The organism is Streptomyces sp. NBC_01460 (assembly GCF_036227405.1).
In the GTDB taxonomy this organism is placed as follows: Bacteria; Actinomycetota; Actinomycetes; order Streptomycetales; family Streptomycetaceae; genus Streptomyces.
This window is the reverse complement of the sequence record NZ_CP109473.1, coordinates 7,540,177-7,564,115: the sequence shown is the minus strand read 5'-3', so window position 1 is coordinate 7,564,115 and position 23,939 is coordinate 7,540,177. Positions and strand designations below refer to the sequence as shown.

General features: G+C 72.2%; 24 protein-coding genes. 18 read left to right on the top strand and 6 right to left on the bottom strand.

The features are described 5' to 3' along the window. Window positions 1–95 precede the first annotated feature (95 nt). The 3 genes from OG488_RS33940 to OG488_RS33930 all read left to right on the top strand — a co-directional run bounded on the left by OG488_RS33940 (window position 96) and on the right by OG488_RS33930 (window position 3,475). Window positions 96–2,111 carry an NADPH-dependent 2,4-dienoyl-CoA reductase gene (locus OG488_RS33940; RefSeq protein ID WP_329236226.1) on the top strand — a complete coding sequence of 672 codons (2,016 nt, stop codon included), beginning with the start codon at window positions 96–98 and terminating at the stop codon, window positions 2,109–2,111. A 33-nt stretch (window positions 2,112–2,144) separates the two neighbouring features. After that, window positions 2,145–2,684 carry a PadR family transcriptional regulator gene (locus OG488_RS33935; RefSeq protein WP_329236224.1) on the top strand — a complete coding sequence of 180 codons (540 nt, stop codon included), beginning with the start codon at window positions 2,145–2,147 and terminating at the stop codon, window positions 2,682–2,684. A gap of 233 nt (window positions 2,685–2,917) precedes the next feature. Further along, window positions 2,918–3,475 (top strand): BLIP family protein, encoded by a 558-nt coding sequence (locus tag OG488_RS33930; RefSeq protein WP_329236222.1) that lies wholly within the window; start codon window positions 2,918–2,920, stop codon window positions 3,473–3,475. 27 nt (window positions 3,476–3,502) lie between these two features. Here the strand turns inward: OG488_RS33930 and OG488_RS33925 are convergent, their stop codons facing one another. Both OG488_RS33925 and OG488_RS33920 read right to left on the bottom strand, forming a co-directional pair. Beyond that, complete coding sequence (locus OG488_RS33925; RefSeq protein WP_329236221.1) at window positions 3,503–4,471, bottom strand: hypothetical protein; 969 nt, start codon at window positions 4,469–4,471, stop codon at window positions 3,503–3,505. Next, a complete protein-coding gene (locus OG488_RS33920; RefSeq protein WP_443074253.1) occupies window positions 4,468–5,280 on the bottom strand; it encodes a phosphatase PAP2 family protein in 813 nt (270 codons plus the stop codon). Before OG488_RS33920 ends, OG488_RS33925 begins: the two co-directional genes overlap by 4 nt. Window positions 5,281–5,447: 167 nt before the next feature. Between OG488_RS33920 and OG488_RS33915 the strand changes: the two genes are divergently transcribed. The 6 genes from OG488_RS33915 (at window position 5,448) to OG488_RS33890 (ending at window position 10,070) form a co-directional block, all read left to right on the top strand. Then, window positions 5,448–6,092: a TetR/AcrR family transcriptional regulator gene (locus OG488_RS33915; RefSeq protein ID WP_329236217.1), complete on the top strand. Its 645-nt coding sequence runs from the start codon at window positions 5,448–5,450 to the stop codon at window positions 6,090–6,092. Between the two features lie 218 nt (window positions 6,093–6,310). Next, window positions 6,311–7,324: an SPFH domain-containing protein gene (locus tag OG488_RS33910; protein WP_329236215.1), complete on the top strand. Its 1,014-nt coding sequence runs from the start codon at window positions 6,311–6,313 to the stop codon at window positions 7,322–7,324. After that, window positions 7,321–8,220, top strand: coding sequence for a hypothetical protein (locus tag OG488_RS33905; protein WP_329236213.1), 900 nt, complete (start codon window positions 7,321–7,323; stop codon window positions 8,218–8,220). Before OG488_RS33910 ends, OG488_RS33905 begins: the two co-directional genes overlap by 4 nt. A gap of 312 nt (window positions 8,221–8,532) precedes the next feature. After that, the gene (locus OG488_RS33900) at window positions 8,533–8,868 is read left to right on the top strand and encodes a cupin domain-containing protein (RefSeq protein ID WP_329236211.1); all 336 of its coding nucleotides are present in this window, start codon (window positions 8,533–8,535) and stop codon (window positions 8,866–8,868) included. Window positions 8,869–9,095: 227 nt separating this feature from the next. Then, the gene (locus OG488_RS33895) at window positions 9,096–9,590 is read left to right on the top strand and encodes an FBP domain-containing protein (RefSeq protein ID WP_329236209.1); all 495 of its coding nucleotides are present in this window, start codon (window positions 9,096–9,098) and stop codon (window positions 9,588–9,590) included. Window positions 9,591–9,662: 72 nt separating this feature from the next. Beyond that, window positions 9,663–10,070, top strand: a complete 408-nt coding sequence (locus tag OG488_RS33890; RefSeq protein ID WP_329236207.1) for an SHOCT domain-containing protein — start codon at window positions 9,663–9,665, stop codon at window positions 10,068–10,070. Between the two features lie 135 nt (window positions 10,071–10,205). Here the strand turns inward: OG488_RS33890 and OG488_RS33885 are convergent, their stop codons facing one another. Further along, window positions 10,206–10,874 (bottom strand): GntR family transcriptional regulator, encoded by a 669-nt coding sequence (locus OG488_RS33885; protein WP_329236205.1) that lies wholly within the window; start codon window positions 10,872–10,874, stop codon window positions 10,206–10,208. Window positions 10,875–11,096: 222 nt separating this feature from the next. Here OG488_RS33885 and OG488_RS33880 point away from each other — a divergent pair, with 222 nt between their 5' ends. The 4 genes from OG488_RS33880 (at window position 11,097) to OG488_RS33865 (ending at window position 15,402) form a co-directional block, all read left to right on the top strand. Further along, window positions 11,097–12,122: an amidohydrolase family protein gene (locus tag OG488_RS33880; RefSeq protein ID WP_329236203.1), complete on the top strand. Its 1,026-nt coding sequence runs from the start codon at window positions 11,097–11,099 to the stop codon at window positions 12,120–12,122. Window positions 12,123–12,150: 28 nt separating this feature from the next. Beyond that, on the top strand, window positions 12,151–12,834 hold the full coding sequence (gene ligK / locus OG488_RS33875) for a 4-carboxy-4-hydroxy-2-oxoadipate aldolase/oxaloacetate decarboxylase (protein WP_329239199.1): 684 nt from the start codon (window positions 12,151–12,153) through the stop codon (window positions 12,832–12,834). Window positions 12,835–13,053: 219 nt separating this feature from the next. Beyond that, on the top strand, window positions 13,054–13,992 hold the full coding sequence (locus OG488_RS33870) for an amidohydrolase family protein (protein ID WP_329236201.1): 939 nt from the start codon (window positions 13,054–13,056) through the stop codon (window positions 13,990–13,992). Window positions 13,993–14,043: 51 nt separating this feature from the next. Beyond that, a complete protein-coding gene (locus OG488_RS33865) occupies window positions 14,044–15,402 on the top strand; it encodes an MFS transporter (protein ID WP_329236199.1) in 1,359 nt (452 codons plus the stop codon). On the opposite strand, the gene OG488_RS33860 is transcribed toward OG488_RS33865, so the two are convergent. From OG488_RS33860 to OG488_RS33850, 3 genes are read right to left on the bottom strand one after another with little or no spacing between them, the layout of a single operon-like run. After that, entirely contained in the window at window positions 15,386–16,204 is an 819-nt protein-coding gene (locus OG488_RS33860; RefSeq protein WP_329236197.1) for an ABC transporter ATP-binding protein, read from the bottom strand. The two genes, OG488_RS33865 and OG488_RS33860, sit on opposite strands and share 17 nt — an antisense overlap. An 8-nt stretch (window positions 16,205–16,212) precedes the next feature. After that, complete coding sequence (locus OG488_RS33855; RefSeq protein ID WP_329236195.1) at window positions 16,213–17,337, bottom strand: FecCD family ABC transporter permease; 1,125 nt, start codon at window positions 17,335–17,337, stop codon at window positions 16,213–16,215. Continuing rightward, window positions 17,334–18,419 carry a FecCD family ABC transporter permease gene (locus OG488_RS33850; protein WP_329236193.1) on the bottom strand — a complete coding sequence of 362 codons (1,086 nt, stop codon included), beginning with the start codon at window positions 18,417–18,419 and terminating at the stop codon, window positions 17,334–17,336. The genes OG488_RS33855 and OG488_RS33850 overlap by 4 nt, the downstream gene beginning before the upstream one ends. 160 nt (window positions 18,420–18,579) lie before the next feature. Here OG488_RS33850 and OG488_RS33845 point away from each other — a divergent pair, with 160 nt between their 5' ends. From OG488_RS33845 to OG488_RS33825, 5 genes are read left to right on the top strand one after another with little or no spacing between them, the layout of a single operon-like run. Further along, on the top strand, window positions 18,580–19,560 hold the full coding sequence (locus OG488_RS33845; RefSeq protein WP_329236191.1) for an iron-siderophore ABC transporter substrate-binding protein: 981 nt from the start codon (window positions 18,580–18,582) through the stop codon (window positions 19,558–19,560). Beyond that, window positions 19,557–20,345, top strand: a complete 789-nt coding sequence (locus OG488_RS33840) for a 2,3-dihydro-2,3-dihydroxybenzoate dehydrogenase (protein ID WP_329236189.1) — start codon at window positions 19,557–19,559, stop codon at window positions 20,343–20,345. The genes OG488_RS33845 and OG488_RS33840 overlap by 4 nt, the downstream gene beginning before the upstream one ends. Before the next feature lie 58 nt (window positions 20,346–20,403). Then, window positions 20,404–21,612 (top strand): isochorismate synthase, encoded by a 1,209-nt coding sequence (locus OG488_RS33835; RefSeq protein ID WP_329236187.1) that lies wholly within the window; start codon window positions 20,404–20,406, stop codon window positions 21,610–21,612. Further along, window positions 21,609–23,258: a (2,3-dihydroxybenzoyl)adenylate synthase gene (locus OG488_RS33830; RefSeq protein WP_329236185.1), complete on the top strand. Its 1,650-nt coding sequence runs from the start codon at window positions 21,609–21,611 to the stop codon at window positions 23,256–23,258. The genes OG488_RS33835 and OG488_RS33830 overlap by 4 nt, the downstream gene beginning before the upstream one ends. 48 nt (window positions 23,259–23,306) lie before the next feature. Next, window positions 23,307–23,939 carry an isochorismatase family protein gene (locus OG488_RS33825; protein WP_329236183.1) on the top strand — a complete coding sequence of 211 codons (633 nt, stop codon included), beginning with the start codon at window positions 23,307–23,309 and terminating at the stop codon, window positions 23,937–23,939.

Genomic DNA, 23,939 nt, shown 5'->3' with positions numbered 1-23,939 from the left:
GCGGTGACTGCGACGTACGTCATTGTGCAACTTGTTGCACAATGAGGGGCGGGTGGTCTACAACTGGCTCGACGACACCTGCGAGGAGACCCCGGATGAGCCCGTATCCCACCCTGCTGAGCCCGCTCGACCTCGGCTTCACCACGCTCCCGAACCGGGTGCTGATGGGGTCGATGCACATCGGCCTCGAAGAGGTGGAGCGCGGTTTCGAGCGGATGGCCGCCTTCTACGCGGCCCGCGCACGGGGCGGCGTCGGCCTCATGGTCACCGGCGGGATCGCGCCCGGCGAGCGCGCGTGCTCCTTCCCCGGCGGCGCGAAGATGACCACCGAGGCGGAGGCTGACCAGCACGCCGAGGTCACCTCGGCCGTGCACGCGGCGGGCGGCCGGATCGCGATGCAGATCCTGCACTTCGGCCGGTACGCCCACCACCCGGACCTGGTGGCGCCGAGCGCGCTCAAGGCCCCGATCAGCGGGTTCACCCCGCACGCGCTGACGGACGACGAGGTCGAGGAGACCATCGAGGACTTCGTCCGGGCCGCGGAGCTCGCGCGGCGCGCGGGATACGACGGTGTCGAGATCATGGGCTCGGAGGGCTATCTGATCAACGAGTTCATCGTCGCGGCGACGAATCACCGTGAGGACCGCTGGGGCGGCTCGTACGAGAACCGCATCCGCTTCCCCGTGGAGATCGTGCGCCGGGTCCGCGAGCGGGTCGGCCCCGACTTCATCCTGATCTACCGGCTGTCGATGCTGGACCTGGTCCCCGGCGGTTCCACGCTTGAGGAGGTCGTCCACCTCGCCCGCGCGATCGAGGCGGCCGGCGCGACCATCATCAACACCGGCATCGGCTGGCACGAGGCCCGCATCCCGACCATCGCGACCTCCGTCCCGCGGGGTGCCTTCACCTGGGTCACGGAGAAGGTGCGGGGCGCGGTCTCCGTGCCGCTGGTGACCAGCAACCGCATCAACACGCCCGAGCTGGCCGAGGAGGTCCTCGCCTCGGGCCGCGCGGACATGGTGTCGATGGCGCGGCCGTTCCTCGCCGACCCCGACTTCGTCGCCAAGGCCGCCGAGGGCCGGGCCGACGCGATCAACACCTGCATCGGGTGCAACCAGGCCTGCCTGGACCACATCTTCAGCCTGCAGATCACCTCCTGCCTGGTGAATCCGCGCGCCTGCCACGAGACCGAACTGGTGCTGTCCCCGACCCGCACCCGCAAGCGCGTCGCCGTGGTCGGCGCCGGGCCCGCCGGCCTGGCCTGCGCGGTCACGGCCTCCGAGCGCGGCCACGCCGTGACCTTGTTCGACGCGGCCGACGAGATCGGCGGCCAGCTGAACGTGGCACGGCGGGTCCCGGGCAAGGAGGAGTTCGACGAGACCCTGCGCTACTTCCGCACCCGTCTCGCCGAGGAGGGCGTCGAGCTCCGGCTCTCCACCCGCGCCACGGCCGCCGCGCTCGACGGCTACGACGAGGTCGTCCTGGCCACCGGGGTCGAACCGCGCACCCCGCCGATCCCCGGTGTCGGGCACCCCAGCGTGGTGAGCTACCTGGACGTCCTGCGCGACGGCGCCCCGGTCGGGGAGCGGGTGGCGGTCGTCGGGGCCGGCGGCATCGGCTTCGACGTCGCCGAGTTCCTGACGGACGGCGGGGACGCCGCGAGCCTGGACCCCGAGGTCTTCTTCCGGCAGTGGGGCGTGGACACGGAGTACGCGGACCGGGGCGGGCTGCGGGCGCCGGAGCGTCCGAAGGCGCCGCGCACGGTGCACCTCGTCCAGCGCAAGACGACCAAGGTCGGTGCGGGACTGGGGAAGACGACCGGCTGGATCCACCGCACCGAACTGCGCCACCGCGGGGTGAACATGATCGCGGGCGCCTCGTACGACCTGATCGACGACGAGGGCTTGCACCTGACCGTCGACGGCGAGCAGCACCTGCTGCCGGTCGACACCGTGGTGCTGTGCGCGGGCCAGGAACCGCGCCGCGAGCTGTACGAGGAACTGACCGCCGCGGGCCGCCCCGCGCACCTGATCGGCGGCGCCGACGTGGCCGCGGAGCTGGACGCCAAGCGGGCCATCCGCCAGGGCACGGAGCTCGCAGCGGAGCTGTGAGCACCCGGTCGCGCCGTCCTTAGGATGCACTCCATGTCACTCCCCCACGCGATCCTCACCGCCCTGCTCGAGAAGCCGTCGTCGGGTCTCGAACTGACGCGCAGGTTCGACCGGTCGATCGGCTACTTCTGGCCGTCCACGCATCAGCAGATCTACCGGGAGCTGGGAAAGCTGGAGCACGCCGGCCACATCCGGGTCCTGCCCACGGCGCGGCCCGCCCGCGGGCAGAAGAAGGAGTACGAGGTACTGCCCGAGGGCCGGGCGGAGCTGACGGCGTGGGTGTCCCTCTCCGAGGACCCGCGGCCGGTCCGCGATCCGCTCCTCCTGAGGATGCGGGCGGCGGCGGTCGTGGGCGCCCCCGGCCTCGCCGGCGAGCTGCGCAGGCACCTCGTGCTGCACGGGGAGCAGCTGGCGGAGTACCTGGAGATCGAGGAGCGGGACTTCCCGCCGGAGCGGACCACGGAGGAGGACCGGCTGCGTCATCTGGTGCTGCGCGGGGGCATCGACCTGGAGACGTTCTGGACGGGCTGGCTGAGCAGCGCGATCGAGGACCTGGACGGTCCGCGCTCGTAGAAGCCCCCCGCCTCCCCTCCCGCACCGGCGTCCGGCGCCCTCCAGCCGTGGCCCCCTGCCGGGAGACGGGACGGAGAGCGGCGGACCATAGCGTCGCGCCCAGCGGCGGGAGACGCCGCTCCGGCCCCGTGGTCCCGCCCGCGCTCGCGGGACTCCCCGCACCGCACGGACCGCCCCACCGGGTTCGTGACGGCGGCGCGCGCACCCGGGGCGACGACGAAAGGACACATGTGGTGAAGGCACGGATTGCACGTACGGGGGTCGCCCTCGTGGCGGCCGCGGCGGCCGTCGTCGCGACGGCGTCGGCCGCACAGGCGAACTCCGGCTTCTCCGTCGCGAAGTACGAGCAGATCCAGTTCGGGATGACCTTCGACGAGGTCTGGGAGATCGGAGGCGGCGAGGCGGCCTGCGACACCGGTGGGGTCGTCGGCGACTCCATCCTGTGTTTCACCGAGTCGAGCGACTACGCTCCCTACGGCGGTTTCTCCTTCACCGACGACGGCGAGCTGTACAGCAAGCGCAACGAGTTCCTGTACAAGCCGAAGACCCCGTCCATGAGGCTGTCGCACTACAACAGGACGGCGCTGGGCATGACCGAGGCCCAGTTGTGGGCGGTCGTCCCGAAGGACTCGTGCGTGACGCAGGGGGAGACCTACCCCGAGTGGCCCGCGCGCACCGGATTCGTCAGGAAGTACGCCTGCGCGGCCGGCACGGGCCTGTTCCCGCCCACGGCCTACTTCGATCTCACCGACGGCACCCTGACCTACCGCTACCAGCGCGCGCTGACCTGACCGGGGCCGCGCGGCCCCGGGCGGCGTCTAGCGGGAGCCGGCCGGGGCCCCGGCCGGCTCCGCCCGCAGGACGAGCGGCTCGGCGGCGCGCGGCGCCGAGGGGCCGGGGCCGGAGATGACGACGCGTGACGGCTGTCCCGGTGGTGCCGGGGCGGGGGTCGCCTCGGCCGGACCGGCCACCTGCGTCCGGCTGAGCAGGATCACGCCCTCCACGGCGGCGGCGGCACCGATGAGCGCGGGGACCAGGCCGAGCAGCCCTCCCTGGAGGCGCTCGCCCAGCAGGACCAGTCCGATCACGGCGGCGGCGACCGGGTTGGCGAGGGTGACGACGGCGAGCGGGGCGCCGAGACCGCCCCGGTAGGCGGTCTGGGAGAGCATCAGCCCGCCCAGGGCGAAGAAGGAGACCAGCAGCGCCACGGTCACGAGCCGCCAGCTGAGCAACGGCCCGGAGTGGTCGGTCGCCGCCACGGTCAGGGTCTGGGTGAGGGCGGACGCCACCCCGGAGGTGATGCCCGAGGCCGCGGCGTGCCGGAGTCCCGGACGGGTGCCCGGACGGCTGAGCCCGGCGACGAGCGCCATGGTCACGCCACCGACGCCCAGGGCCTCGGGGAGGCTCAGCGTGTCGTGCGGCGCGGCACCGCCCGCGGCCAGGAGCAGGGCGGCGAGGCCCAGGAGGGTGAGGAGCGTGCCGCGCCACTCCGTACGGCTGACCCGGCGGCCCGCGGCGCGGGCCCCCAGCGGGACGGCGGCCACGAGGGTGAGCGCGCCCAGCGGCTGGACCAGGGTGAGCGGACCGTACTTCAGCGCGGCGACGTGCAGCAGGGCCCCGCCCGCGTTCAGGCCGACCGCGGACCACCAGGCTCCGCGGGCCATCATCCGGAACGCTCCGGCGGAGGGCTCCGTCCGGCCGGCGAGACGGGCCTGCGCCACGGCGGCGGCCGCGTAGGCGCCGGCGGAGACGAGGGAGAGGGCGACGGCTATGAGGGTGGCGTTCATCGCCGCGCTCCGGATGGTGCGTACGCGGGGGACGCGTAGGTCTGGGCAGGGAGGGTGGCCGGCCAGGCCAGGTGCCTGCGGAGCGGTGTGCGCGGCAGCCTGAGCGCGGCGAAGGCGACGGCGAGCAGCGCGGAGACCACGATCGCGTCGAGCCAGTAGTGGTTGGCGGTGCCCACGATGACGAGCAGGGTGAGCGCCGGGTGCAGCAGCCAGAGCAGGCGCCACCGGGAGCGGGTGGCGACGATCAGACCGACGGCCACCACGAGCGCCCAGCCGAAGTGCAGGGACGGCATGGCGGCGAACTGGTTGGCCATCGGGTCGGTCGCGGGGGTGTCCCCGTACACCGAGGGACCGTAGACCTGTGCGGTGTCCACGAGCCCCGCCGCGTGCAGCATCCGCGGGGGCGCCAGGGGGAAGAGCAGGTGCAGTGCGAGCGCCGCGCCCGTGAGCGCGGTCAGGATCCGGCGCGCCCACACGTAGTGGAGCGGGCGGCGCAGGTACAGCCAGACCATGAAGCCGAGCGTCATGGGGAAGTGCACGGCCGCGTAGTAGGTGTTCGCCGTCTCGACGAGGGGGTGGCTGTGCAGCAGGAGGCCCTGCACGGCTCCCTCGCCGGGGAGGCCGACGGCCCGCTCGAAGCTCCAGACGTGCCCGGCGTTGCGGAAGGCCTCCTCGACGTGGCCGTTCGCGGCCTGTCGGCCCAGTTTGTAGACGAGGAAGAGTCCGGCTACCAGAAGCAGTTCGCGGACGAGGGGCGGTCGGGCTGAGATGTCCGGCTCCCGCTCCGCAGGCTCACTGCGGGTGTGCATCACCCGTGCCCCTTTGCTGACGGTGCGCTGTCGCGACGTACGGCGTGGCCACTCCACGCCGTATCGATACGCCAGTGTACCGATACGGCGGCGTATCGGTACACTCGCGTATCGGTACACTGGCGTATCGAGGGTCCCCAGCCGCAGAGTCGCAGAGAGGGAAGCAGATGTCGTCGCCCGGTTCCGCACAGGAGTCCGCATCCGCGCCACGCCGGTCGAAGATCACACCGGAACGTGCGCAGGAGCTCTACAACGCCGTGCTGGACCTGGTCCGCGAGAGCGGCTACGACTCGCTGACCATGGAGGGCGTCGCCGCCCGCACCCGGTGCGGGAAGTCCACGCTCTACCGCCAGTGGGGCTCCAAGCCGGAGCTGGTCGTCGCCGCGCTGCACAGCACCCGCAGGACCCTGTTCTCGGACATCGACACCGGCAGTCTGAGCGGCGACCTGCACGCGACCGCGCAGGTGGTGGACGCCGCCTCCGGGCAGGACACCGCCCTGATGCACGCGCTCAGCCACGCCGCGCTGCAGAATCCCGACCTGCTCTGCGCGATGCGCTCCACCCTGATCACACCGGCCATCGCCGCGATCGACGCGATGGTCGAGCGCGCCGTCCGGCGCGGCGAGATCACGGCCGACAACCCTGCGGCGGACTACGTGGCCGCGCAGGTACTGGGCATCATGCGCGCCCGGCCGCTCCTGGAGGGGCGGTACACGAACGACGCCTTCCTCACCGGCTTCATCGAGTGCGCCGTCCTCCCCGCGCTCGGCCTCACCCCCTCCCCGCCCGCTCCTCCGGGAAGCGGGACCTGATGAACGTGGGCCGTCGTCCGAGCGGATGACGAGGGCCCACCCGCGCCGCACCGTGGGGACGGGGACGGCGCGCACCCGGCAGGCCGGTGGTTTCCGAGGAGACCACCGGCCTGCCGCATGTCCACCCGGACCCCCCCCTCCCCCTCCCCTTCTCGTCCTCTTGACGATATCCCGGGTCTTCGTTATCGTCGCCATGACGAGAAAGAGGGGGTCCCGACATGGCAGACATCACCCGGCGCTTCGGCCGGCGGCACCTGCGCTCCGCGCCCACCGCCCACATCCGCCACCACAAGCGCGGCAGGCTCATCCACGACGGCCCCGGGCTGAGCTTCTGGTACCGCTCGCTCTCCGCGGCGCTCTCCGAGATCCCGGTGGACGACCGCGAGCTGGCGATGGCGTTCCACGCCCGCACCGCCGACTTCCAGGACGTGACCGTGCAGGCCACGGTCACCTACCGGATCAGCGACCCGGCGCAGGCGGCCGCCCGTCTCGACTTCTCGGTCGACCCCGACACCGGGGTGTGGCGCGGTGCGCCGCTGGAGCAGATCGCCACCCTGCTCACCGAGACGGCGCAGCAGCACACCTTGGACGTCCTGGCCCGCACCCCGCTCGCCACCGCCCTGGTGGACGGGGTCGCATCCGTGCGGGAACGGGTCGCCACAGGACTGGCGGCCGAGCCCCGCCTGCCCGCCACCGGGATCGACGTCGTCGCCGTGCGCGTCGTCGCCATCCGCCCCGAGGCGGAGGTCGAGCGCGCTCTGCGCACCCCTGCCAGGGAGCAGATCCAGCAGGAGGCGGACCGGTCGGTGTACGAGCGCCGGGCCGTCGCGGTCGAGCGCGAACGCACGATCGCCGAGAACGAGCTGGCCAGCAAGATCGAACTCGCGCGGCGCGAGGAGCAGCTGGTCGACCAGCGCGGGACCAACGCCCGCCGGGAGGCCGAGGAGAAGTCGGCGGCCGACGGAGTGCGCACGGCGGCCGAGGCCGACCGCACCGTGCGGCTGGCCCGCGCGGAGGCGGAGGCGGCACGCGAGGTCGGGGCGGCCCGCGCCGAGGCACAGGCAGCCTGGCTGCGGGCGCACGCCGAGGTGGACCCCGGGACGCTGCACGCCCTGGCGGCGACCCGGCTGGCCGAGAACCTGCCGCGCATCGACAGCCTCACCCTCTCCCCCGACGTCCTCACGGGCCTGCTCGCCAGGCTCGGCAGGACGGAGCCGGAGGCGCGGCCGTGAGCCTGGCACCGCGTGCGGTGCTGGTGCACCGCACGACCGAGTACGAGGAGCTCCTGGCGCGGCACGGTACGCACGGGCAGGCCGCGTTCGTGCTCTCCGCGCGTGGCCGGTCGATCGAGGAGGTGGCCGCGCGCCACCGGCGTAACGCACAGGCGCTCACCGAGGTGGCGGCCGCCGTGCCGCTGCGGTGGCGCAGGACCCGGGTGGAGCGGGCGGACCTCGACCGCTTCCTGTTCGGGCCCGAGGACGTGGTCGTCGTCGTGGGACAGGACGGTCTGGTCGCCAACGCGGCGAAGTACCTGTCCGGCCAGCCTGTCGTGGGCATCGACACCGACCCCGGGCGCAACCCGGGAGTCCTCGTCCGCCACCGGGCCCGCGACACGGCGGCGCTGTGCCGGGCCGCCGTCGCACCCGGCGGGACGGTGGACGCCCTGACGATGACCGAGGCGGTCGCCGACGACACACAGCGGCTGCTCGCGCTCAACGAGATCTACCTCGGAGCACCGGGCCACCAGACCGCCCGCTACCGCATCGCCCCGGACGGCGCCCCGTCGGCCGGCGAGTCCCAGGCGTCCTCGGGCGTCCTGGTCGGCACGGGGACGGGCTCCACCGGCTGGTTGCGCTCCCTCTGGCTGGAGCGCGGCAGCCCACTGCGCCTGCCCGCCCCGTCCGATCCGCGGCTGGTCTGGTTCGTGCGCGAGGCCTGGCCGTCACCCGCCACCGGCACCTCGATGGTCGCGGGCGAACTGGGCCGCCGGGAGGCGCTCAGGCTCACCGTGGAGTCGGACCGGATGGTGGTGTTCGGGGACGGGATGGAGTCCGACGCACTGGAGTTGACGTGGGGTCAGACCATCCGCCTCGGCGTCTCGGACACCTCGCTCCGCCTGGTCGCCTGACCGTCGCGCGACCCGCTTCCGTTCCCGGGTTCCGGCTTACTTCCGTGGATCGGACACGAGGAGTCAGATCTTCGGAGCCACGCGACGGCGGTTCCGGATGGGCAGGTGAGTCCCAGGGCCCGGCTGTCACATCCGGCGCGCGTGTGGTCGAGCCGGCGTTCGTACCGGTCGAGGAGGTCGGTGGCAGAGGAGACGCTGGGGCCCCAGTACCCGTCGCTGTTATCCGATGCCTCTCCCCTTCTCCGTCGCCCTGTGAACTCGCGTCATTTTCATGGGTGTTGCGCTCCCCGGGCCCGGCGTTAGGGTCCCGCCATGGAGATCATCGAGGGCGCAGGCGTGTGGACGCACCCCGGCGAAGCGGGCAATGACTGGATCGAGCAGCTACGGACTTCGGACCTGTCGGTGGGGACGTACTGCATCCCGGTCGGTGGGCGTGACGCCCAGAGCCCGCACACCGAGGACGAGATCTACGTCGTCACAGCCGGACGCGCCACGATCGAGACGCCGGGCCAAACGGCTGAGGTGGGTCCCGGGGCGGTGATCTTCGTGCCCGCCGGTGAAGAGCATCGGTTCACAGAAGTGGCCGAGGACCTGGTGCTGCTCGTGGTGTTCGGGCCTGCCTACGGCTCGCGCCGGCCCACGTACTAGCGATCAGGAGTCCGCCGACCGTCGGATCGCCCTCCAGCGCGGGGCGTCGTCATCAGGGGCGCCCGGGGAGGCGAAGTGGAAAGGCCGCCCTTCGGTGGTGCTGTCTCATTTCGGGGTACGGATCAGGTCGGCCTCCCGGAGGGCCCGCAGCGCAGCGCAACCCGGGCACGGACCTAGGTCGGATAATTATTTGCCTAGGGGTCATAGGCAGCGTTAGCGTCGACGCCATGAGAGCAGTCAGTGAGCAGGACATCCGGGCGTCGTTCGTCAACTGTTCCAAGGGGGAGGCGAAGCGTCTGCCACTCCCGCGGGACCTCGACGAGCGCCGCTGGGACGATCTGGACTTCCTGGGCTGGCGCGACCTGTCCGCGCCCGACCGGAGCTACGTCGTCACGGAGCTGCGCGGTGAGCTCGTCGGCATCACGCTCCGCTTCCCGTCCCAGAAGCGCGGCTTCCTTCACCGCAGCATGTGTTCCGTCTGCCTGACCACGCATCCGGGCAGCGGCGTCTCACTGATGACCGCCCGCAAGCGGGGGCAGGCGGGCCGGGACGGGAATTCGGTGGGCATCTACCTCTGCACCGACCTCGACTGCTCGCTGTACGTACGCGGGAAGAAGACCCCGGCCCCCGGCGGCCGCTTCGAGGAGTCACTGACCGTGGAACAGCAGATCGAGCGGACCAGGAACAAGCTCGCGGCCTTCCTCGACACCCTGTCCGCCTGATTTCCCCAGAAATGCGGCAACACCGGAGCAGATGTACGAATAGGGGACTGTCCGCGCGATCGGAGTAGGCCCATGGACGACTATCCGCTCCTGAACCTCTTCCTGACCATGATGTACGTGTTCCTCTGGGTGCTGTGGTTCTTCCTGCTCTTCAAGGTGGTCACCGACATCTTCCAGGACCACTCCCTGAACGGCTGGGCCAAGGCCGCCTGGCTGGTCTTCGTCATCCTGCTGCCCTATGTGGGCGTGCTCGTGTATCTGATCGTCAGAGGCAAGAGCATGGGGCGGCGCGAGGCCAAGCAGGCCGAGGACCGGGAAGAGGCCTTCCGGAAGTACGTACGGCAGGCGGCCCGGCCGGAGGACGGCCCGGGGGCCGGCGGAGGCCATGTGTCCGAGCTGGCCAAGCTCGCCGAGCTCAAGGACAAGGGCCACCTCAGCCAGGAGGAGTACGACAAGGCCAAGGCCAAGCTCCTCGTCTGACCGGAACCACCACGCCCTCCCGCCCGGAGCAGCCGAACCGGGCGGGAGACGCACGTCCGGGCCGCGTTCGGCTCCTCCGGGCCCACGGGCGGTGCGGGCATGGCGGGCGGACGAGCTCCCTCCACCGGAGTCCGGTCAGTGCGGGCGGGCCGCGGCCGGAGTCTCGCGCAGCGCCTCGACGACGCTCTCCACGTGCGCCCGGGCAGCCGCCTCCGCCGCATCGGGGTCGCCCGCGACCACCGCGTCGATGATCGCCAGGTGCTGCGGCAGCGACTGCGCCGGGCGGCCGGGGCGCAGGGCGAGACGGAACTGGTACCGGACCATCTGCCCGTTCATCCGTTCGAGCAGGGCCTGGGCGACCTTCTGGTCACTGACCTCACCGATGCACTCGTGGAGCCGGCGGTTGAGCACCGAGTAGGCTTCCGGATCGCCGTCCTCCACCGCCCGGCTCATCGCCGATCCGATGTCCTTCAGCTCCTGCCGCACCTCCTCGGTGGCGTGCTCCGCCGCCCGCCTGGCACACAGCCCCTCCAGCAGCGCCCGGCACTCGGTGATCTGGACCGCCTCCTCGACGGAGATCACCCGCACCCGCGCACCGCGCCGGGGGATCAGCTCCACCAGGCCCTCGGCGGCCAGATCCTGGAGCGCCTCGCGCACCGAGCTCCGCGTCGCGCGGAAGATCTCGGACAGCTCCTGCTCGACGAGGCGCTGCCCGGGCACCATGTCGCCCGCCGCGAGCGCCTCCCGGATACCGCTGGAGACCGCACTCCGGCCCGTCCGGCCCGTGACCTGATCCGACGTCACCCCTCCGCCTTCCGTACATCGTCGAAAAACCCTCGCCGCCCGCGCGGCTCCACGCCGCGGCATCAGCGATGATGCCCGAAACTTTCTCGTCAGGCATATTGTCAACAATTTCATCGACGGTTACGGTGGCGTGGCAGCGGCCGGGTGGGACGGGCCGGAACGCAGCCCTCCCGCATCCGCACGCGCAGGCACCGCACGCAGGCACTTCGAAGAGGAACAGCGATGATCATCGACTGTCACGGCCACTACACGACGGCTCCGCCCGCCCTGGAGAACTGGCGGAACGAGCAGATCGCCGGACTCGGTGACCCGTCGGCCTCCCCCCGAAGAGCCGATCTGAAGATCAGCGACGACGAGCTGCGGGAGAGCGTCGAGACCAACCAGCTGCGCCTGATGGACGAGCGCGGCATCGACATGACGGTCTTCTCGCCGCGGGCGTCGTTCATGGCCCATCACGTGGGCGACTTCAGCGCCTCCGCCGCGTGGGCGGCGCTCTGCAACGAGCTGTGCTTCCGTGTCAGCCGGCTCTACCCGGAGCGCTTCGTCCCCGCCGCGATGCTCCCGCAGTCACCGGGCGTCGACCCCGCGACTTGCATACCGGAGCTCACCAGGTGCGTGGAGGAGTACGGCGCGGTCGCGCTGAACCTCAATCCGGACCCCTCCGGGGGGCACTGGACCTCTCCACCCCTCACCGACCGCTCCTGGTACCCCCTGTACGAGAAGATGGCCGAGTACGACGTCCCCGCGATGGTCCACGTCAGCACCAGCGTGAACCCCGCGTTCCACACGACGGGCGCGCACTACCTCAACGCCGACACCACCGCGTTCATGCAGCTCGTGCAGGGGGACCTCTTCACGGACTTCCCCACCCTCCGCCTGGTCATCCCCCACGGCGGCGGAGCCGTCCCCTACCACTGGGGCAGGTTCCGGGGCCTGGCGATGGCACTCGGGAAGCCGCCGCTGGAGGAGCACGTCCTGGGCAACGTCTTCTTCGACACGTGCGTCTACCACCAGCCCGGATCGGACCTCCTCTTCGATGTCGTCCCCACCCGGAACATCCTCTTCGCCTCGGAGATGATCGGCGCCGTCCGCGACATCGACCCCCGGACCGGCCATCACTTCGACGACACGCGCCGCTACGTCGAGGCCGCCGGGCTGTCCCCGGACGGCCTGGCCGACATCCAGGAACGCAACGCACGTTCCGTGTACCCGCGCCTGCACGCCCTGCTGAAGCGCCAGGGCCGCTGAACCCCGCGGAAGGAAAGTGAGCACAGCCATGTACGAACTCGGAGTGGTCCACCGCTCTGTCGAACGCCCTGACCCCTCGGACGTCGAGGCGCTGCGGCCCTTCGGTGTCAGCACCGTCCACGAGGCGATGGGCCGAACCGGCCTGATGCGCCCCTACATCCGCCCCGTCTACCCCGGGGCGGCCCTCTGCGGGACCGCGGTCACCGTGCTGCTGCAGCCCGGCGACAACTGGATGCTCCACGTGGCCGTGGAGCAACTGCAGCCGGGCGACGTCCTCGTGGCGGCGTGCACCACCGAGTGCGAGGACGGGTTCTTCGGCGAGCTCCTCGCCACCTCGGTGCGCGCCCGGGGCGGGGTGGGCCTGATCATCGACGGCGGGTGCCGCGACGTCCGCGAACTGCGGGAGATGGACTTCCCTGTCTTCAGCCGGGCCGTCAACTCCAAGGGGACGGTGAAGGCCACCCTCGGCTCGGTGAACGTGCCCGTCGTGTGCGCCAACGCCCTGGTGCGTCCGGGCGATGTGGTGGTCGCGGACGCGGACGGCGTGGTCGTGGTCCCCGCCGGCCGGGTCGCCGAGACCGCCGACGCCTCCCGCCGCCGGGAGGACAACGAGGAGAGCAAGCGACGCCGCCTCGCCGCGGGAGAGCTGGGCCTCGACATGTACGGCATGCGCGGCCCCCTCGAAGCCGCCGGGCTGCGCTACATCGACTGACGGGCCCCTCGGGACGGGGGCGGGCTGGGTCCGGCGGACGCCCCGTACGGGTGCCGCCCGGCCTCGCCGCGTCTGCCTGCGGCCACGCACCCCCGTGGGCGGATGCCCCCGTACGAGCGCCGCGCACCCCCGCCGCGCCTGCCTGTGGCCGCGCACTCGCCGCGCGCCACCGTGGCGCCGGACGCCTGCCCCCACCGCAGCACCCCTCCTCCTCCCCCCATGCGCCTCCAGGAGATCTCAGTGGTTCCCTCCCCCAAGACACCCGGCTGGCTCGACTGGTACAAGGATCCGTCCGTACCCGTGTTCCGGCTTCCTGCGGGCGCCGTCGACGCCCACTGCCATGTGTTCGGGCCGCAGGCCGCGTTCCCCTTCGCCCCGGAGCGCAAGTACACCCCCTGCGACGCCGGGAAGAGTGAACTCGCCTCACTGCATGACCGGTTGGGCGTAAGCCGCGCCGTGATCGTCCAGGCGACGTGTCACGGCGCGGACAACACCGCCATGACCGACGCCGTCCGCGCGGCCGGTGGCCGGGCCCGCGGCATCGCGACCGTCCGGCCGGACGTCGCCGACGCCGAACTGCGCGAACTGGACGCGGCCGGGGTGCGCGGGGTGCGCTTCAACTTCCTGCGTCGCCTGGTCGACACCTCCCCGAAGGAGGACCTGACGGCGATCGCCGAGAAGATCGCCCCGCTCGGCTGGCACATCGTGCTCTATTTCGAGAGCGCCGATCTTCCCGAGCTGGAGGGCTTCTTCGGCTCCCTGCCCACCCCCCTCGTCATCGACCACATGGGCCGGCCGGACGTGACCCTGCCGGTGGGCGGCCCGCAGTTCAGCCGCTTCCTCGGCTTCGTCGACTCCCACGACGTCTGGGTGAAGGTGACCTGCCCCGAACGCCTCAGCGTGAGCGGTCCTCCCGCCCTCGACGGCGAGCAGTACGCGTACACCGATGTCGTGCCCTTCGGCCGCCGCGTCGTCGAGGAGTTCCCCGACCGGGTCCTGTGGGGCACGGACTGGCCCCACCCCAACCTCACCGGTCACATGCCCGACGACGGGCTCCTGGTCGACCACGTGCCACGGATCGCGGTCACCGCCGAGCAGCAGCGGCGGCTCCTCGTCGACAACCCGATGAGCCTGTACTGGCCCGGCGAAGGCGCCTGACCCGCTCCCCACTCCAGCACCCGCACCCGCACTCCGACAGGGAACGTCCCCATGCAGCACGCCAATGCGGCGAACCGGCTGGACCGGCTGCCGATCTCGCGCTTCCACAAGATCACCCTGCTGGCCGTCGCGTTCGCCTACTTCTTCGAGTTCGCGGACATCAACAGCTTCGCGACGACCGCCCCGAAACTCATCGACCTGTGGGGTGTGACGGTCGATCAGGTCGCTTACGTCACCTCGCTGTCGTTCGTCGGCATGTTCCTCGGCTCCGTCGTCGCGGGCACGATCGCCGACCGGTGGGGCCGGAAGAAGTCCCTGCTCCGCACCACCCTGTTCTTCGGTGTCTTCTCCTTCGTCTCGGTGTTCTCGTGGGACGTCGTCTCTCTGGGCGTCTTCCGGGTGCTCACCTCGGCCGGTCTGTCGGCGATGACCGTCGTGGCGGTCATCTACGTCAACGAGATGTATCCGGCCGCCGTCCGCGGGAAGTACCAGGCGTACGCCATGGTCATCGGCATCTGCGGCACGCCGGCCACCAACCTGGTCGCCAGTCTCGTCGTCCCGCTCAGCGACTGGTCGTGGCGGCTGGTCTACCTCTGGGGTTCGCTCGGCATCCTCCTCGTGCTGTTCTCCAGGCACATCGAGGAGTCGCCCCGCTGGCACGAGAGCAGGGGCGACCATGCCGCGGCCGACGCGGTCCTGAGCCGGATCGAGGCACAGGTGACCGCCGAGAAGGGACCGCTGGCCGAGCCCGCGGAGCCCGTCGAGGAGCCCCCGGCCGTCAAGGCCCCGCTGCGCCTGCTGCTGCGGAAGCGGTACCTCGCCCCGACGCTCCTGCTCACCGTCCTGTGGGTGACGCAGACCATCGGCTTCTTCGGCTACTCGAGCTGGGCCCCCACCCTGCTGGCCAAGGAGGGCTTCAGCGTCGAGAAGTCCGTCTTCTACGTCGCCCTGACCACGGTCGGCGCTCCCCTCGGCTCCTACCTGGCCTCCCTGGTCACCGACCGGTTCGAGCGCAAGTGGTGTCTCGTCGCCTTCGGTACGGTCATCGCGCTGTGCGGCCTGCTCTACGGGCTGACCTTCGACCCGCTCCTGATCGTGGTCTTCGGCTTCCTGGTGAACCTGTTCGAGCGCGGCTACACGGCCCTCGCGTACGCCTACTCCCCCGAGCTCTTCGACACCCGGAGCCGCTCCCTGGGAACGGGCATCACCTACGGTCTCGGCCGGCTGTCGAACGCCGCGGGCCCGCTCGTCATCGCGGCGCTCTACAACCGCACCGGCTACCAGAGCGTCTTCTACTTCATCGCCGGCACCTGGATGGTCGGCGCCGTCGCCCTGGCCGTCTTCGGCCCCCGGTCCCGGCCGGTCCGCCCGGCGGTCAGGGAGCCGAAGCGCGTCACCTCCGCCACGTGAGGCGACCGCTCCTGGGTACCACCACGGGCGCGTCGTCACCCGGTGCGCGAAGGATGTCCGCCTCCACGCCGTAGAGCTCCTTCACCAGCGCCTCGTCGACCGTGGCGGACGGCTCGCCCCGGGCGACGACGCGCCCGTCCTTCATGGCCACGAGGAGATCGGCGTACCGGGAGGCCGCCACCAGGTCGTGCTGCACCATGACGACGGTGCGGCCCGCTGCGGCCACCTCCCGCACCAGCTCCAGGACCTCCACGGCGTGGCCGAGGTCGAGGGCGCTGGTCGGTTCGTCGAGGAGGACGACCGGGGTCTGCTGGGCGAGGACCATCGCGAGCCAGCACCGCTGACGCTGGCCGCCGGAGAGCCTGTCCAGGCGCTCGGTGGCCAGTGCGGTCGTTCCGGTGGCCTCCAGTGCGTCGCGTACGGCGTTCTCGTCCTCCCGGGACCACTGGCGCAGCAGGCCCTGCTGGGGGTGGCGGCCGTAACGGACGAGCCCGGCGACGGTGACGGCCTCGGGCGCGCGGGGCGACTGCGGCAGAAGTGCGACGCGGTGGGCGGCCCGGCGCCGGCCGAGCTCCCATATGTCCTCGCCGTCGACCTTCACGGTTCCGGACTCGGGGCGGTGCAGTCGCGCGACGGTCCGCAACAGGGTCGACTTGCCGCAGCCGTTGGGGCCGACGATCGCGACGACCTGTCCGGCGGGAACGGTGAGGTCGACGTCCTCGACGACGGGACGGCCGGGGTATCCGGCGTGGAGCGCGCTGACTTCGAGGCCGGGAGCGGTCTCGCGGGGTGCGTCGGTCATGGGGATGGTCATGCCTTTCCGGTGGCACGGTCCGGGCGGAACAGGACCCAGAGCAGGAAGGGGCCGCCGAGGACGCTGGTGACGACGCCGACGGGCAGTTCGACGGGTGCGGCGACGCGTCCGAGGGCGTCGGCCGCGGCGATCAGCGCGGCGCCGGTGAGCGCGGAGCCGGTGACGGGGACCCGGGTGGGGCCGGCCAGCCGCTGGGCCAGGACCGGGGCGGCGAGGGCGACGAAGGCGATGGGCCCTCCGACGCCGACGGCGGTGCCCGCGAGGGCGACGGCGAGGGCGAGCGCGCCCGCGCGCAGCCGGCGCAGGTCGACGCCCAGGGAGGCGGCGACGTCGTCGTCGAAGCGCAGCAGCTGCAGCCGGTGGCCGGCCGCGAGGGCGAGGGGTACGAGGAGGAGCAGGACCAGGGCCAGCGGCGTACCGACGCTCCAGTCCCGTCCGTTGAGGCTGCCGACGGCCCAGAGGAAGACACCGCCCGCGGTGTTGTCGTTCTCGCGGGACATGATCAGGTCGCTCACGGCGCCGATGAAGGTGGAGACGCCGATGCCGGTCACCAGGACCCGGTAGCCGGCGCTGCCCGCTCCGCCCGCGCAGAGGACGACGATCGCGGCGGCGGCGACGGCACCGACGGGGCCGAGCCACCAGTCGCCGACCATGCCGGTGGTGGATCCCGCCGCGGCGGCGACGACGGCCGCCGTGGCACCGTCGTTGACCCCGACCAGGTCGGGTGTGGCCAGGCGGTTGCCCGCCAGGGTCTGGGTGAGGCAGCCGGCGATGCCGAGCGCGGCACCGACCATGAGGCCGGTGAGGACGCGGGGCAGCCGGAAGTCCCGCACGATCATGACGGTCCCGGCGTCGCCGGTGCCGAGGAGTCCGGAGACGGTCTGCGACAGGCTCATGCCGGTCGAACTCGCCATCACCGCGAGGGCGATGAGGACGGCGACGAGGGGCACGAGGAGCGCGGCGGCGAGCGCGCTGCGGCGCGGGAGGAGCCAGGAGTACGCGCCCCTGCGCAGCACGGTGCTGTCGGGCGGCGTCACGTCGGTGGTGGCGGTGCGTGGTCCGGGGTGTCCGGTCGCAGGGGTGTGCGGCACCGTGCCTCCGGTCGGTCTCAGGTCGGTCATGTCCCTGCCCCCGCGGTGGACAGGCGTGAGGAGCGGGCGATCCAGACGAGCAGCGGACCGCCGACGAAGGCGAGCAGCACGCTGACGGGGGTCTCCCAGGGCCGGATGACGACCCGGGCGAGGACGTCGGCGAGGATCATGATGTCGGCCGCGATCAGGGCGGACAGGACGAGTTGGGCCGTCATGCGGGGTCCCGTCAGCGCGCGGGCGGCGTAGGGGGCGAGCAGCCCCAGGAAGGCGACGGGCCCCGCCACCGCGACCGCGCACCCGGCGAGCAGCGAGACGGCTCCGGCGACGACGAGCCGGATCCGGCCGGGGTGGTGGCCGAGGGAGCGGGCGCCGTCGTCCCCGAGCCCGAGCGCCGACAGCGGGCGGGCGCAGCCGAGTGCGGTGAGGAGCCCGAGCGCGACGAGCGGCAGGAGGGGGAGGAGGTCGGAGATCTCGATCCCGGCGAGCGAGCCGATCGTCCAGTAGCGGTAGGTGTCGAACGTCGACTGCGTGCCCAGCAGGACGTACGACGTACAGCCGTGGAAGGTGGCGCCCAGCGCGGAGCCGGCCAGGACGAGGCGCAGGGGTGAGCCCGCGGTGCGTCCGGATCCGGCGAACAGCAGGACCACGGCGCTGGCCGCCATGCCTCCGAGGAGGGCCCAGACCAGCAGCGCGCCCGGGGAGTCGGCGCCGAAGAACGTGAGTCCGAGGACGACGGCGAAGGCGGCGCCGGAGTTGACGCCCAGCAGTCCGGTCTCGGCGAGCGGGTTGCGGGTCGCGGCCTGGAGCAGGCAGCCGGCCGCACCGAGGCAGGTGCCCACGAGGACGGCGGCGAGCGTGCGGGGAAGGCGTACGTCCATGACGGCCAGCCGGATCCGGGCGTCGGCCCGGGCGGTGGGGTCACCGGCCAGGAAGTCCCAGGCGCGTCCCACGGGGCTGTTGCCCGTGCCGATGAGGAGGGAGAGCAGCACCAGGGCCACGAGCAGGACCAGAAGTCCTGTGGTGACCCAGGGAATTGGGCGCCCCTGGGGCGGGGGGCCTTCGGAGGGGCGGGATCCGGCTGATCTCGGCCGACCCCCTTGCGCTAGCGACATAAGGTTAGCCTAACCTAAATGAACTCGTCCGGTTCCGGCGAGGCCCTGGGCACACCTGTGCCCTGAAGTGGCGCGACGCGTACCGCTTCTCTCCGGTCCAGCCTTCGGAGAGCGCCCCGCCGGAACGGGATTCGTCTGATGCAAACGGAGATCCCAGGCCATGGCGCCGTATTCGTCCCCCTCGTCCCGCGGTACCGCACGCCCCGTCGTGTCGGCGGCCCTGCTCACCCTCTGCGCCCTCACGCTGAGCGCCTGCGGCTCCGAGGACAAAGCCGGAACGGCCGGCGCGGAAGCCGGGGCGACGACCCGGGTCACGGACGCGGCCGGGACGAAGGTGGAGGTGCCGGCCACGCCGGAGCGCGTGGTCGCGCTCAGCGAGATGGACCTGGACGCCTCCCTCGCCCTGGGCGTGGAGCCGGTGGGACTGACCGCGGGCCGCGGCCAGAAGGGTGCGCCCCAGTACCTCGCGGACCAGGCGAGGAGCATCCCCGTCGTGGGCGCCGTCACCGGCCCGGACATCGAGAAGGTCGTCCAGGCGAAGCCGGACGTGATCCTCGCGGGGCAGCTCGCCGACGAGCAGGTGCTCGCCCAGCTCCGGAAGATCGCGCCGACGGTGGTCACCATCGACGGCACCAAGGACTGGAAGAAGGCCCTCCAGCTGACCGGCACGACGCTGGGCAGGTCCAACGAGGCGAAGAAGTTCCTCGCCGACTACGAGACCCGCGCCGCGGCCCTCACGACCGATCTCGGGGAGCGGGCCGGCGCGAGCGTGTCCGTGGCCCGCTACTCGGCCAAGGGCACCGCGGTCATGCAGCAGGGCGTCTTCATCAGTGACGTCCTCAAGGACCTCGGCTTCACGCGCCCGGGCATCCAGAACGACAAGGGCGAGGGTCACTCCACGCCGCTCAGCGACGAGAACCTCGAAGAGATCGACGGCGACTGGCTGTTCATCGGCTCCCTCGACGCGAGCACCGACGCCGGTCTCCTCGGCGAGCTGGCCGAGAAGCCCGCCTACGGACAGCTGGGCGCCGTGCGCGAGAAGCACGCCACCGTCATCGACGGGAGCAAGTGGACCAGCCTCGGCGGCGCCCAGGCGGCCGTCTCGGTGCTCGACGACATCCGGAAGGCCATGGTCAAGTGAGCCATGAGCAGGAGCTCGCCGGGCGGCTCGCCCTCGTGACGGGCGCGGGCCGCGGCATAGGCGAGGCGGTCGTCCACGCGCTGGCCTCCCGAGGGGCCCGCGTCCTCGCCACGGACCTGGCCGGGGACGGTGTCGCCGCCCTGGCCGGGACGTACGACGGCCGGGTGACCGCGCGCATCCTCGACGTCACGGACTCCACGGCCGTCGAGGAGCTCGTCGCGGAGGCGGAGAGCACGCTCGGCCCGCTGGACATCGCGGTCAACGTGGCCGGGATCCTCCGTGGTTCGCCCGTCGCCGGCATCTCCGACGAGGAGTGGGCGACCACCTTCGCCGTCAACACCCACGGCGTCTTCCACGTGTCACGGTCCGTATCCCGCCGGATGACCGGGCGGGGTTCGGGCAGCATCGTCACCGTCGCGTCCAACGCCGCGGGCATCCCCCGTACGAACATGGCCGCGTACGCAGCCTCCAAGGCGGCGGCCGTGATGTTCACCAAGTGCCTCGGGCTCGAAGTGGCGTCCCGGGGCGTGCGGTGCAACACCGTCTCGCCCGGATCGACCCTGACCGACATGCAGCGTGGCATGTGGACCGCGGGCGACGAGGAGGCCTCCGCCCGCGGCGTCATCGAGGGCGACCCGGCGGCCTACCGCACCGGAATCCCGCTCGGCCGGATCGCGGACCCCTCCGACATCGCCGACGCGGTCGCCTTCCTCGTGTCCGACCGCGCCCGCCACATCACCATGCACGACCTGTACGTCGACGGCGGAGCCACCCTGCGGGCCTGATTCCCGCCCAGCCCCGCCACCCTGCCGCAGCTCGAGCCATCCCCACTGGAGACCACCCATGTCTGCCTCTCTGCGCACACCCACCGCTCCCACCGCTCCTCCCCCACACGACGCCCCCGGTGCGGCGACCGCCCTGCTGGAGGCCTACCGGCCCGGCACGGACCGCTTCCTCGCCACGCCCCGGCACACCCTGCTCGGCTCGGGCACCACGGCGCCGGTGCCGCACGACTCCCGGCCGCTGACCCTGCGGGTGCAGGAGGTCCTGGACGCCGCCCGGCGTGCGGGCGGGCCCGTACCGGTCGTCATGGGCTCCGTGCCCTTCGCGCCCGGCGGCGAGGCGGCGCTCGCCGTCCCGGAGACGGTCAGGCGGGCGACCGCCCTGCGCGAGGACCCGCTCGTCGCGCTGCACGGCCCCGACGTGGACCGGAGCGCCGACTGGCGGATACGCGAGGTCCCCGCCGCTCAGGAGTACTCCGACGCGGTCGCCGCGGCCGTGCAGCGGATGCGCGCAGGGGAGTTCGACAAGGTCGTCCTCGCCCGCACGCTGGAGCTGACGTCGGCGCGCGACCTCGACCTGCCGGCCATGCTGAGCCGACTGGCACGCCGTGACCCCGACGGATACACCTTCGCCGTACCCAGCGGTCCGGGCCGCACCCTCGTCGGGGCGAGCCCCGAGCTCCTCGTGGCCCGCCGGGGCGGCCGGCTCGTCGCCAACCCGCTGGCGGGATCCGCCCAGCGCAGCAACGACCTGGCGGAGGACGTCCGCAGGGCGGCCGCTCTCCTGGACTCGCCGAAGGACCTCCACGAGCACGCCGTCGTGGTCGACGCCATCCGCGAGGCGCTCGCACCGTTCTGCGTCAGCCTGGACGTGCCCGAACGCCCCACCCTCGTACGGACCGCCGCCATGTGGCACCTGTCGACGACGCTGACCGGCGAGCTGCGCGACCCCTCGTCCACCGCCCTGGACCTGGCGTCGGCCCTGCATCCCACCCCCGCCGTCTGCGGCACGCCGACCGACGTGGCCCGGCAGGTCATCGCGGACTCCGAACCCTTCGACCGCGGCGCGTACACCGGCATGGTCGGCTGGCAGGACGCGGACGGCGACGGCGACTGGGTCGTGACGATCCGCTGCGCCGAGGCCGAGGGCCGCACCCTGCGGCTGTTCGCCGGCGCGGGCGTCGTGGCGGAGTCCTCGCCGGCCGCCGAGACGGCGGAGACCGCGGCCAAGTTCCGCACGTTCCTGAGCGCCGTCGGAGCCGCACTGTGACTACCCTCCCGACAGCCGACGCCCCCACCTGGCCGGACGAGTTCGCCGAGCGCTACCGCGCGGCGGGCCACTGGCGCGGGGAGACCTTCGGCGGCTTCCTGCGCGAGCGCGCCGCCGCGCACCCCGACCGCGTCGCGGTCGTCGATCCGGCTCCCGAACGCCGTGAGTGGACGTACGGGGAGCTGGACGAGCGGGCTTCCCGTCTCGCCGCCGGGTTCACCGCCCGTGGGATATCCCGGGGCGACCGGGTCGTCGTACAGCTCCCCAACGTGGCCGAGTTCGTCGAGGTAGTCTTCGCGCTCTTCCGCATCGGCGCGCTGCCGGTCTACGCGCTCCCCGCGCACCGGGAGACGGAGATCGCGTACTTCTGCTCCTTCACCGAGGCCGTCGCCTACGTGGTCCCGGACCGTCACGCCGGCTTCGACCACCTCGCGCTCGCCTCGAAGGTCAAGGAGCGCACACCCAGCCTGAAGCACGTCTTCGTCGTCGGAGAGCCGGGCGAGCACACCGCCCTGTCCGAGGTGCCCCGCACGCCCACGGACACCGGGTTCGAGCCGGCCCCCCACGATCTGGCGTTCCTCCAGCTCTCGGGCGGCACCACAGGGGTCCCCAAGCTCATCCCGCGCACGCACGACGACTACATCTACTCGCTGCGCGGGTCCAACGAGATCTGCGGTGTCGACGCCGGCACCCGCTTCCTCGTCGTGCTCCCGGCCGCGCACAACTTCCCGATGAGCTCGCCCGGATGGCTCGGGGCGCTGTACGCCGGGGGGACCGTGGTGCTGTGCCCCGGCCCCGATCCGGCGACGGCGTTCCCGCTGGTGGAGAGCGAACGCGTCACGATGACGGGGATGGTGCCGCCCCTCGCCCTGGTCTGGACGGAGGCCGGCCCCGGCACCGGGCACGACCTGTCGAGCCTGGAGCTGGTCCTCGTCGGCGGCGCCAAGTACAGCGAGGCGGCCGCCCGCAGGCTGGAGCCCGCGCTGGGGTGCCGGCTCATGCAGGTGTTCGGCATGGCCGAGGGACTCGTCAACTACACGCGTCTGGACGACGACCACGAGACCGTGGTCACCACCCAGGGCCTGCCGATCTCCGAGGACGACGAGATCCGTGTCGTCGACGACGCCGACGAGGACGTGCCCGAGGGGGGCTTCGGGCACCTGCTGACCCGCGGCCCGTACACGATCCGCGGATACTGGCGCGCGCCCGACCACAACAGGAAGGCGTTCACCGAGGACGGCTTCTACCGCACGGGTGACATCGTGCGCCGCACCCCGACGGGCCATCTGGTCGTCGAGGGGCGCGCCAAGGACCAGATCAACCGGGGTGGCGAGAAGGTCGCCCCGGAGGAGATCGAGAACATCATCCTCGGCCATCCGTCGGTGCACGACGTGTCCGTGGTGGGGGTGGCCGACGAGTACCTGGGGGAACGCACCCTGGCCTACGTCGTCCTGCGCGCGGGCGCCGAGCCGCTGAAGCCGGTGGCGGTCAAACGCCTCGTGCGCGAGCGCGGTGTCGCCGCGTACAAGGTCCCCGACCTCGTCGAGTTCGTCGAGGCCCTCCCGCAGACCGGCATCGGCAAGGTCAGCAAGAAGGGACTGCGCTCCGACGCGCTCCCCGGCCGCGCCGCGTCCGTCCAGCACTGAGACTCAGCACCGAGTTCCGCCCTGCGCGGCACCGAAAGGTTCCACCCCATGGCCCTTCCCGCCATCGCTCCCTACGCACTGCCGACCGAAGCCGAACTGCCCGCGAACCGGGTGGACTGGAAGGTCGACCCCGCGCGCGCCGTCCTGCTGGTCCACGACCTGCAGAACCACTTCCTCGGCGCGTTCCCGCCCGGCGAGCAGCCGCTCACCGGCATGCTCGACCACACCTCCCGCGTCATCGAGGAGTGCCGCCGCCTCGGCGTGCCGGTCGTCTACTCGGTGCAGCGCGGCGGCCAGACGGCCGAGGAACGCGGGCTCCAGCTCGACTTCTGGGGCCCCGGCGCCGCCGACGACCCCGAGGCCCTGGCGATTCCCGGGGCGGTCGCGCCCGCGGCCGGCGACACCGTCCTGACCAAGTGGAAGTACAGCGCCTTCGTGCGCACCGAGCTCGAAGAGCTGCTCCGCGGGTCCGGCCGCGACCAGTTGGTGATCACCGGTGTGTACGCGCACATCGGGGTGCTCATGAGCGCCTGCGACGCGTGGATGCGGGACATCCAGGCCTTCCTGGTCGCCGACGCCGTGGCGGACTTCTCGCGCGAGGACCACGACATGGCACTGCGCTGGGCCGCGGGCCGCTGCGCGGTCGTCACCACGACCGACGCGCTCCTGAAGGAGATCTGA

Bases quoted from the DNA above. Each gene is read 5' to 3' on its own strand.
- OG488_RS33910 (WP_329236215.1), top strand. From the start codon at position 6,311: ATGGCAGACATCACCCGGCGCTTCGGCCGGCGGCACCTGCGCTCCGCG.
- OG488_RS33915 (WP_329236217.1), top strand. From the start codon at position 5,448: ATGTCGTCGCCCGGTTCCGCACAGGAGTCCGCATCCGCGCCACGCCGG.
- OG488_RS33890 (WP_329236207.1), top strand. From the start codon at position 9,663: ATGGACGACTATCCGCTCCTGAACCTCTTCCTGACCATGATGTACGTG.
- OG488_RS33825 (WP_329236183.1), top strand. From the start codon at position 23,307: ATGGCCCTTCCCGCCATCGCTCCCTACGCACTGCCGACCGAAGCCGAA.
- OG488_RS33935 (WP_329236224.1), top strand. From the start codon at position 2,145: ATGTCACTCCCCCACGCGATCCTCACCGCCCTGCTCGAGAAGCCGTCG.
- OG488_RS33920 (WP_443074253.1), bottom strand. From the start codon at position 5,280: ATGCACACCCGCAGTGAGCCTGCGGAGCGGGAGCCGGACATCTCAGCC.
- OG488_RS33845 (WP_329236191.1), top strand. From the start codon at position 18,580: ATGGCGCCGTATTCGTCCCCCTCGTCCCGCGGTACCGCACGCCCCGTC.
- OG488_RS33855 (WP_329236195.1), bottom strand. From the start codon at position 17,337: ATGACCGACCTGAGACCGACCGGAGGCACGGTGCCGCACACCCCTGCG.
- OG488_RS33870 (WP_329236201.1), top strand. From the start codon at position 13,054: ATGCGCCTCCAGGAGATCTCAGTGGTTCCCTCCCCCAAGACACCCGGC.
- OG488_RS33895 (WP_329236209.1), top strand. From the start codon at position 9,096: ATGAGAGCAGTCAGTGAGCAGGACATCCGGGCGTCGTTCGTCAACTGT.
- OG488_RS33925 (WP_329236221.1), bottom strand. From the start codon at position 4,471: ATGAACGCCACCCTCATAGCCGTCGCCCTCTCCCTCGTCTCCGCCGGC.
- OG488_RS33860 (WP_329236197.1), bottom strand. From the start codon at position 16,204: ATGACCGACGCACCCCGCGAGACCGCTCCCGGCCTCGAAGTCAGCGCG.
- OG488_RS33865 (WP_329236199.1), top strand. From the start codon at position 14,044: ATGCAGCACGCCAATGCGGCGAACCGGCTGGACCGGCTGCCGATCTCG.
- OG488_RS33850 (WP_329236193.1), bottom strand. From the start codon at position 18,419: ATGTCGCTAGCGCAAGGGGGTCGGCCGAGATCAGCCGGATCCCGCCCC.
- OG488_RS33900 (WP_329236211.1), top strand. From the start codon at position 8,533: ATGGAGATCATCGAGGGCGCAGGCGTGTGGACGCACCCCGGCGAAGCG.
- OG488_RS33940 (WP_329236226.1), top strand. From the start codon at position 96: ATGAGCCCGTATCCCACCCTGCTGAGCCCGCTCGACCTCGGCTTCACC.
- OG488_RS33835 (WP_329236187.1), top strand. From the start codon at position 20,404: ATGTCTGCCTCTCTGCGCACACCCACCGCTCCCACCGCTCCTCCCCCA.
- OG488_RS33880 (WP_329236203.1), top strand. From the start codon at position 11,097: ATGATCATCGACTGTCACGGCCACTACACGACGGCTCCGCCCGCCCTG.
- ligK (WP_329239199.1), top strand. From the start codon at position 12,151: ATGTACGAACTCGGAGTGGTCCACCGCTCTGTCGAACGCCCTGACCCC.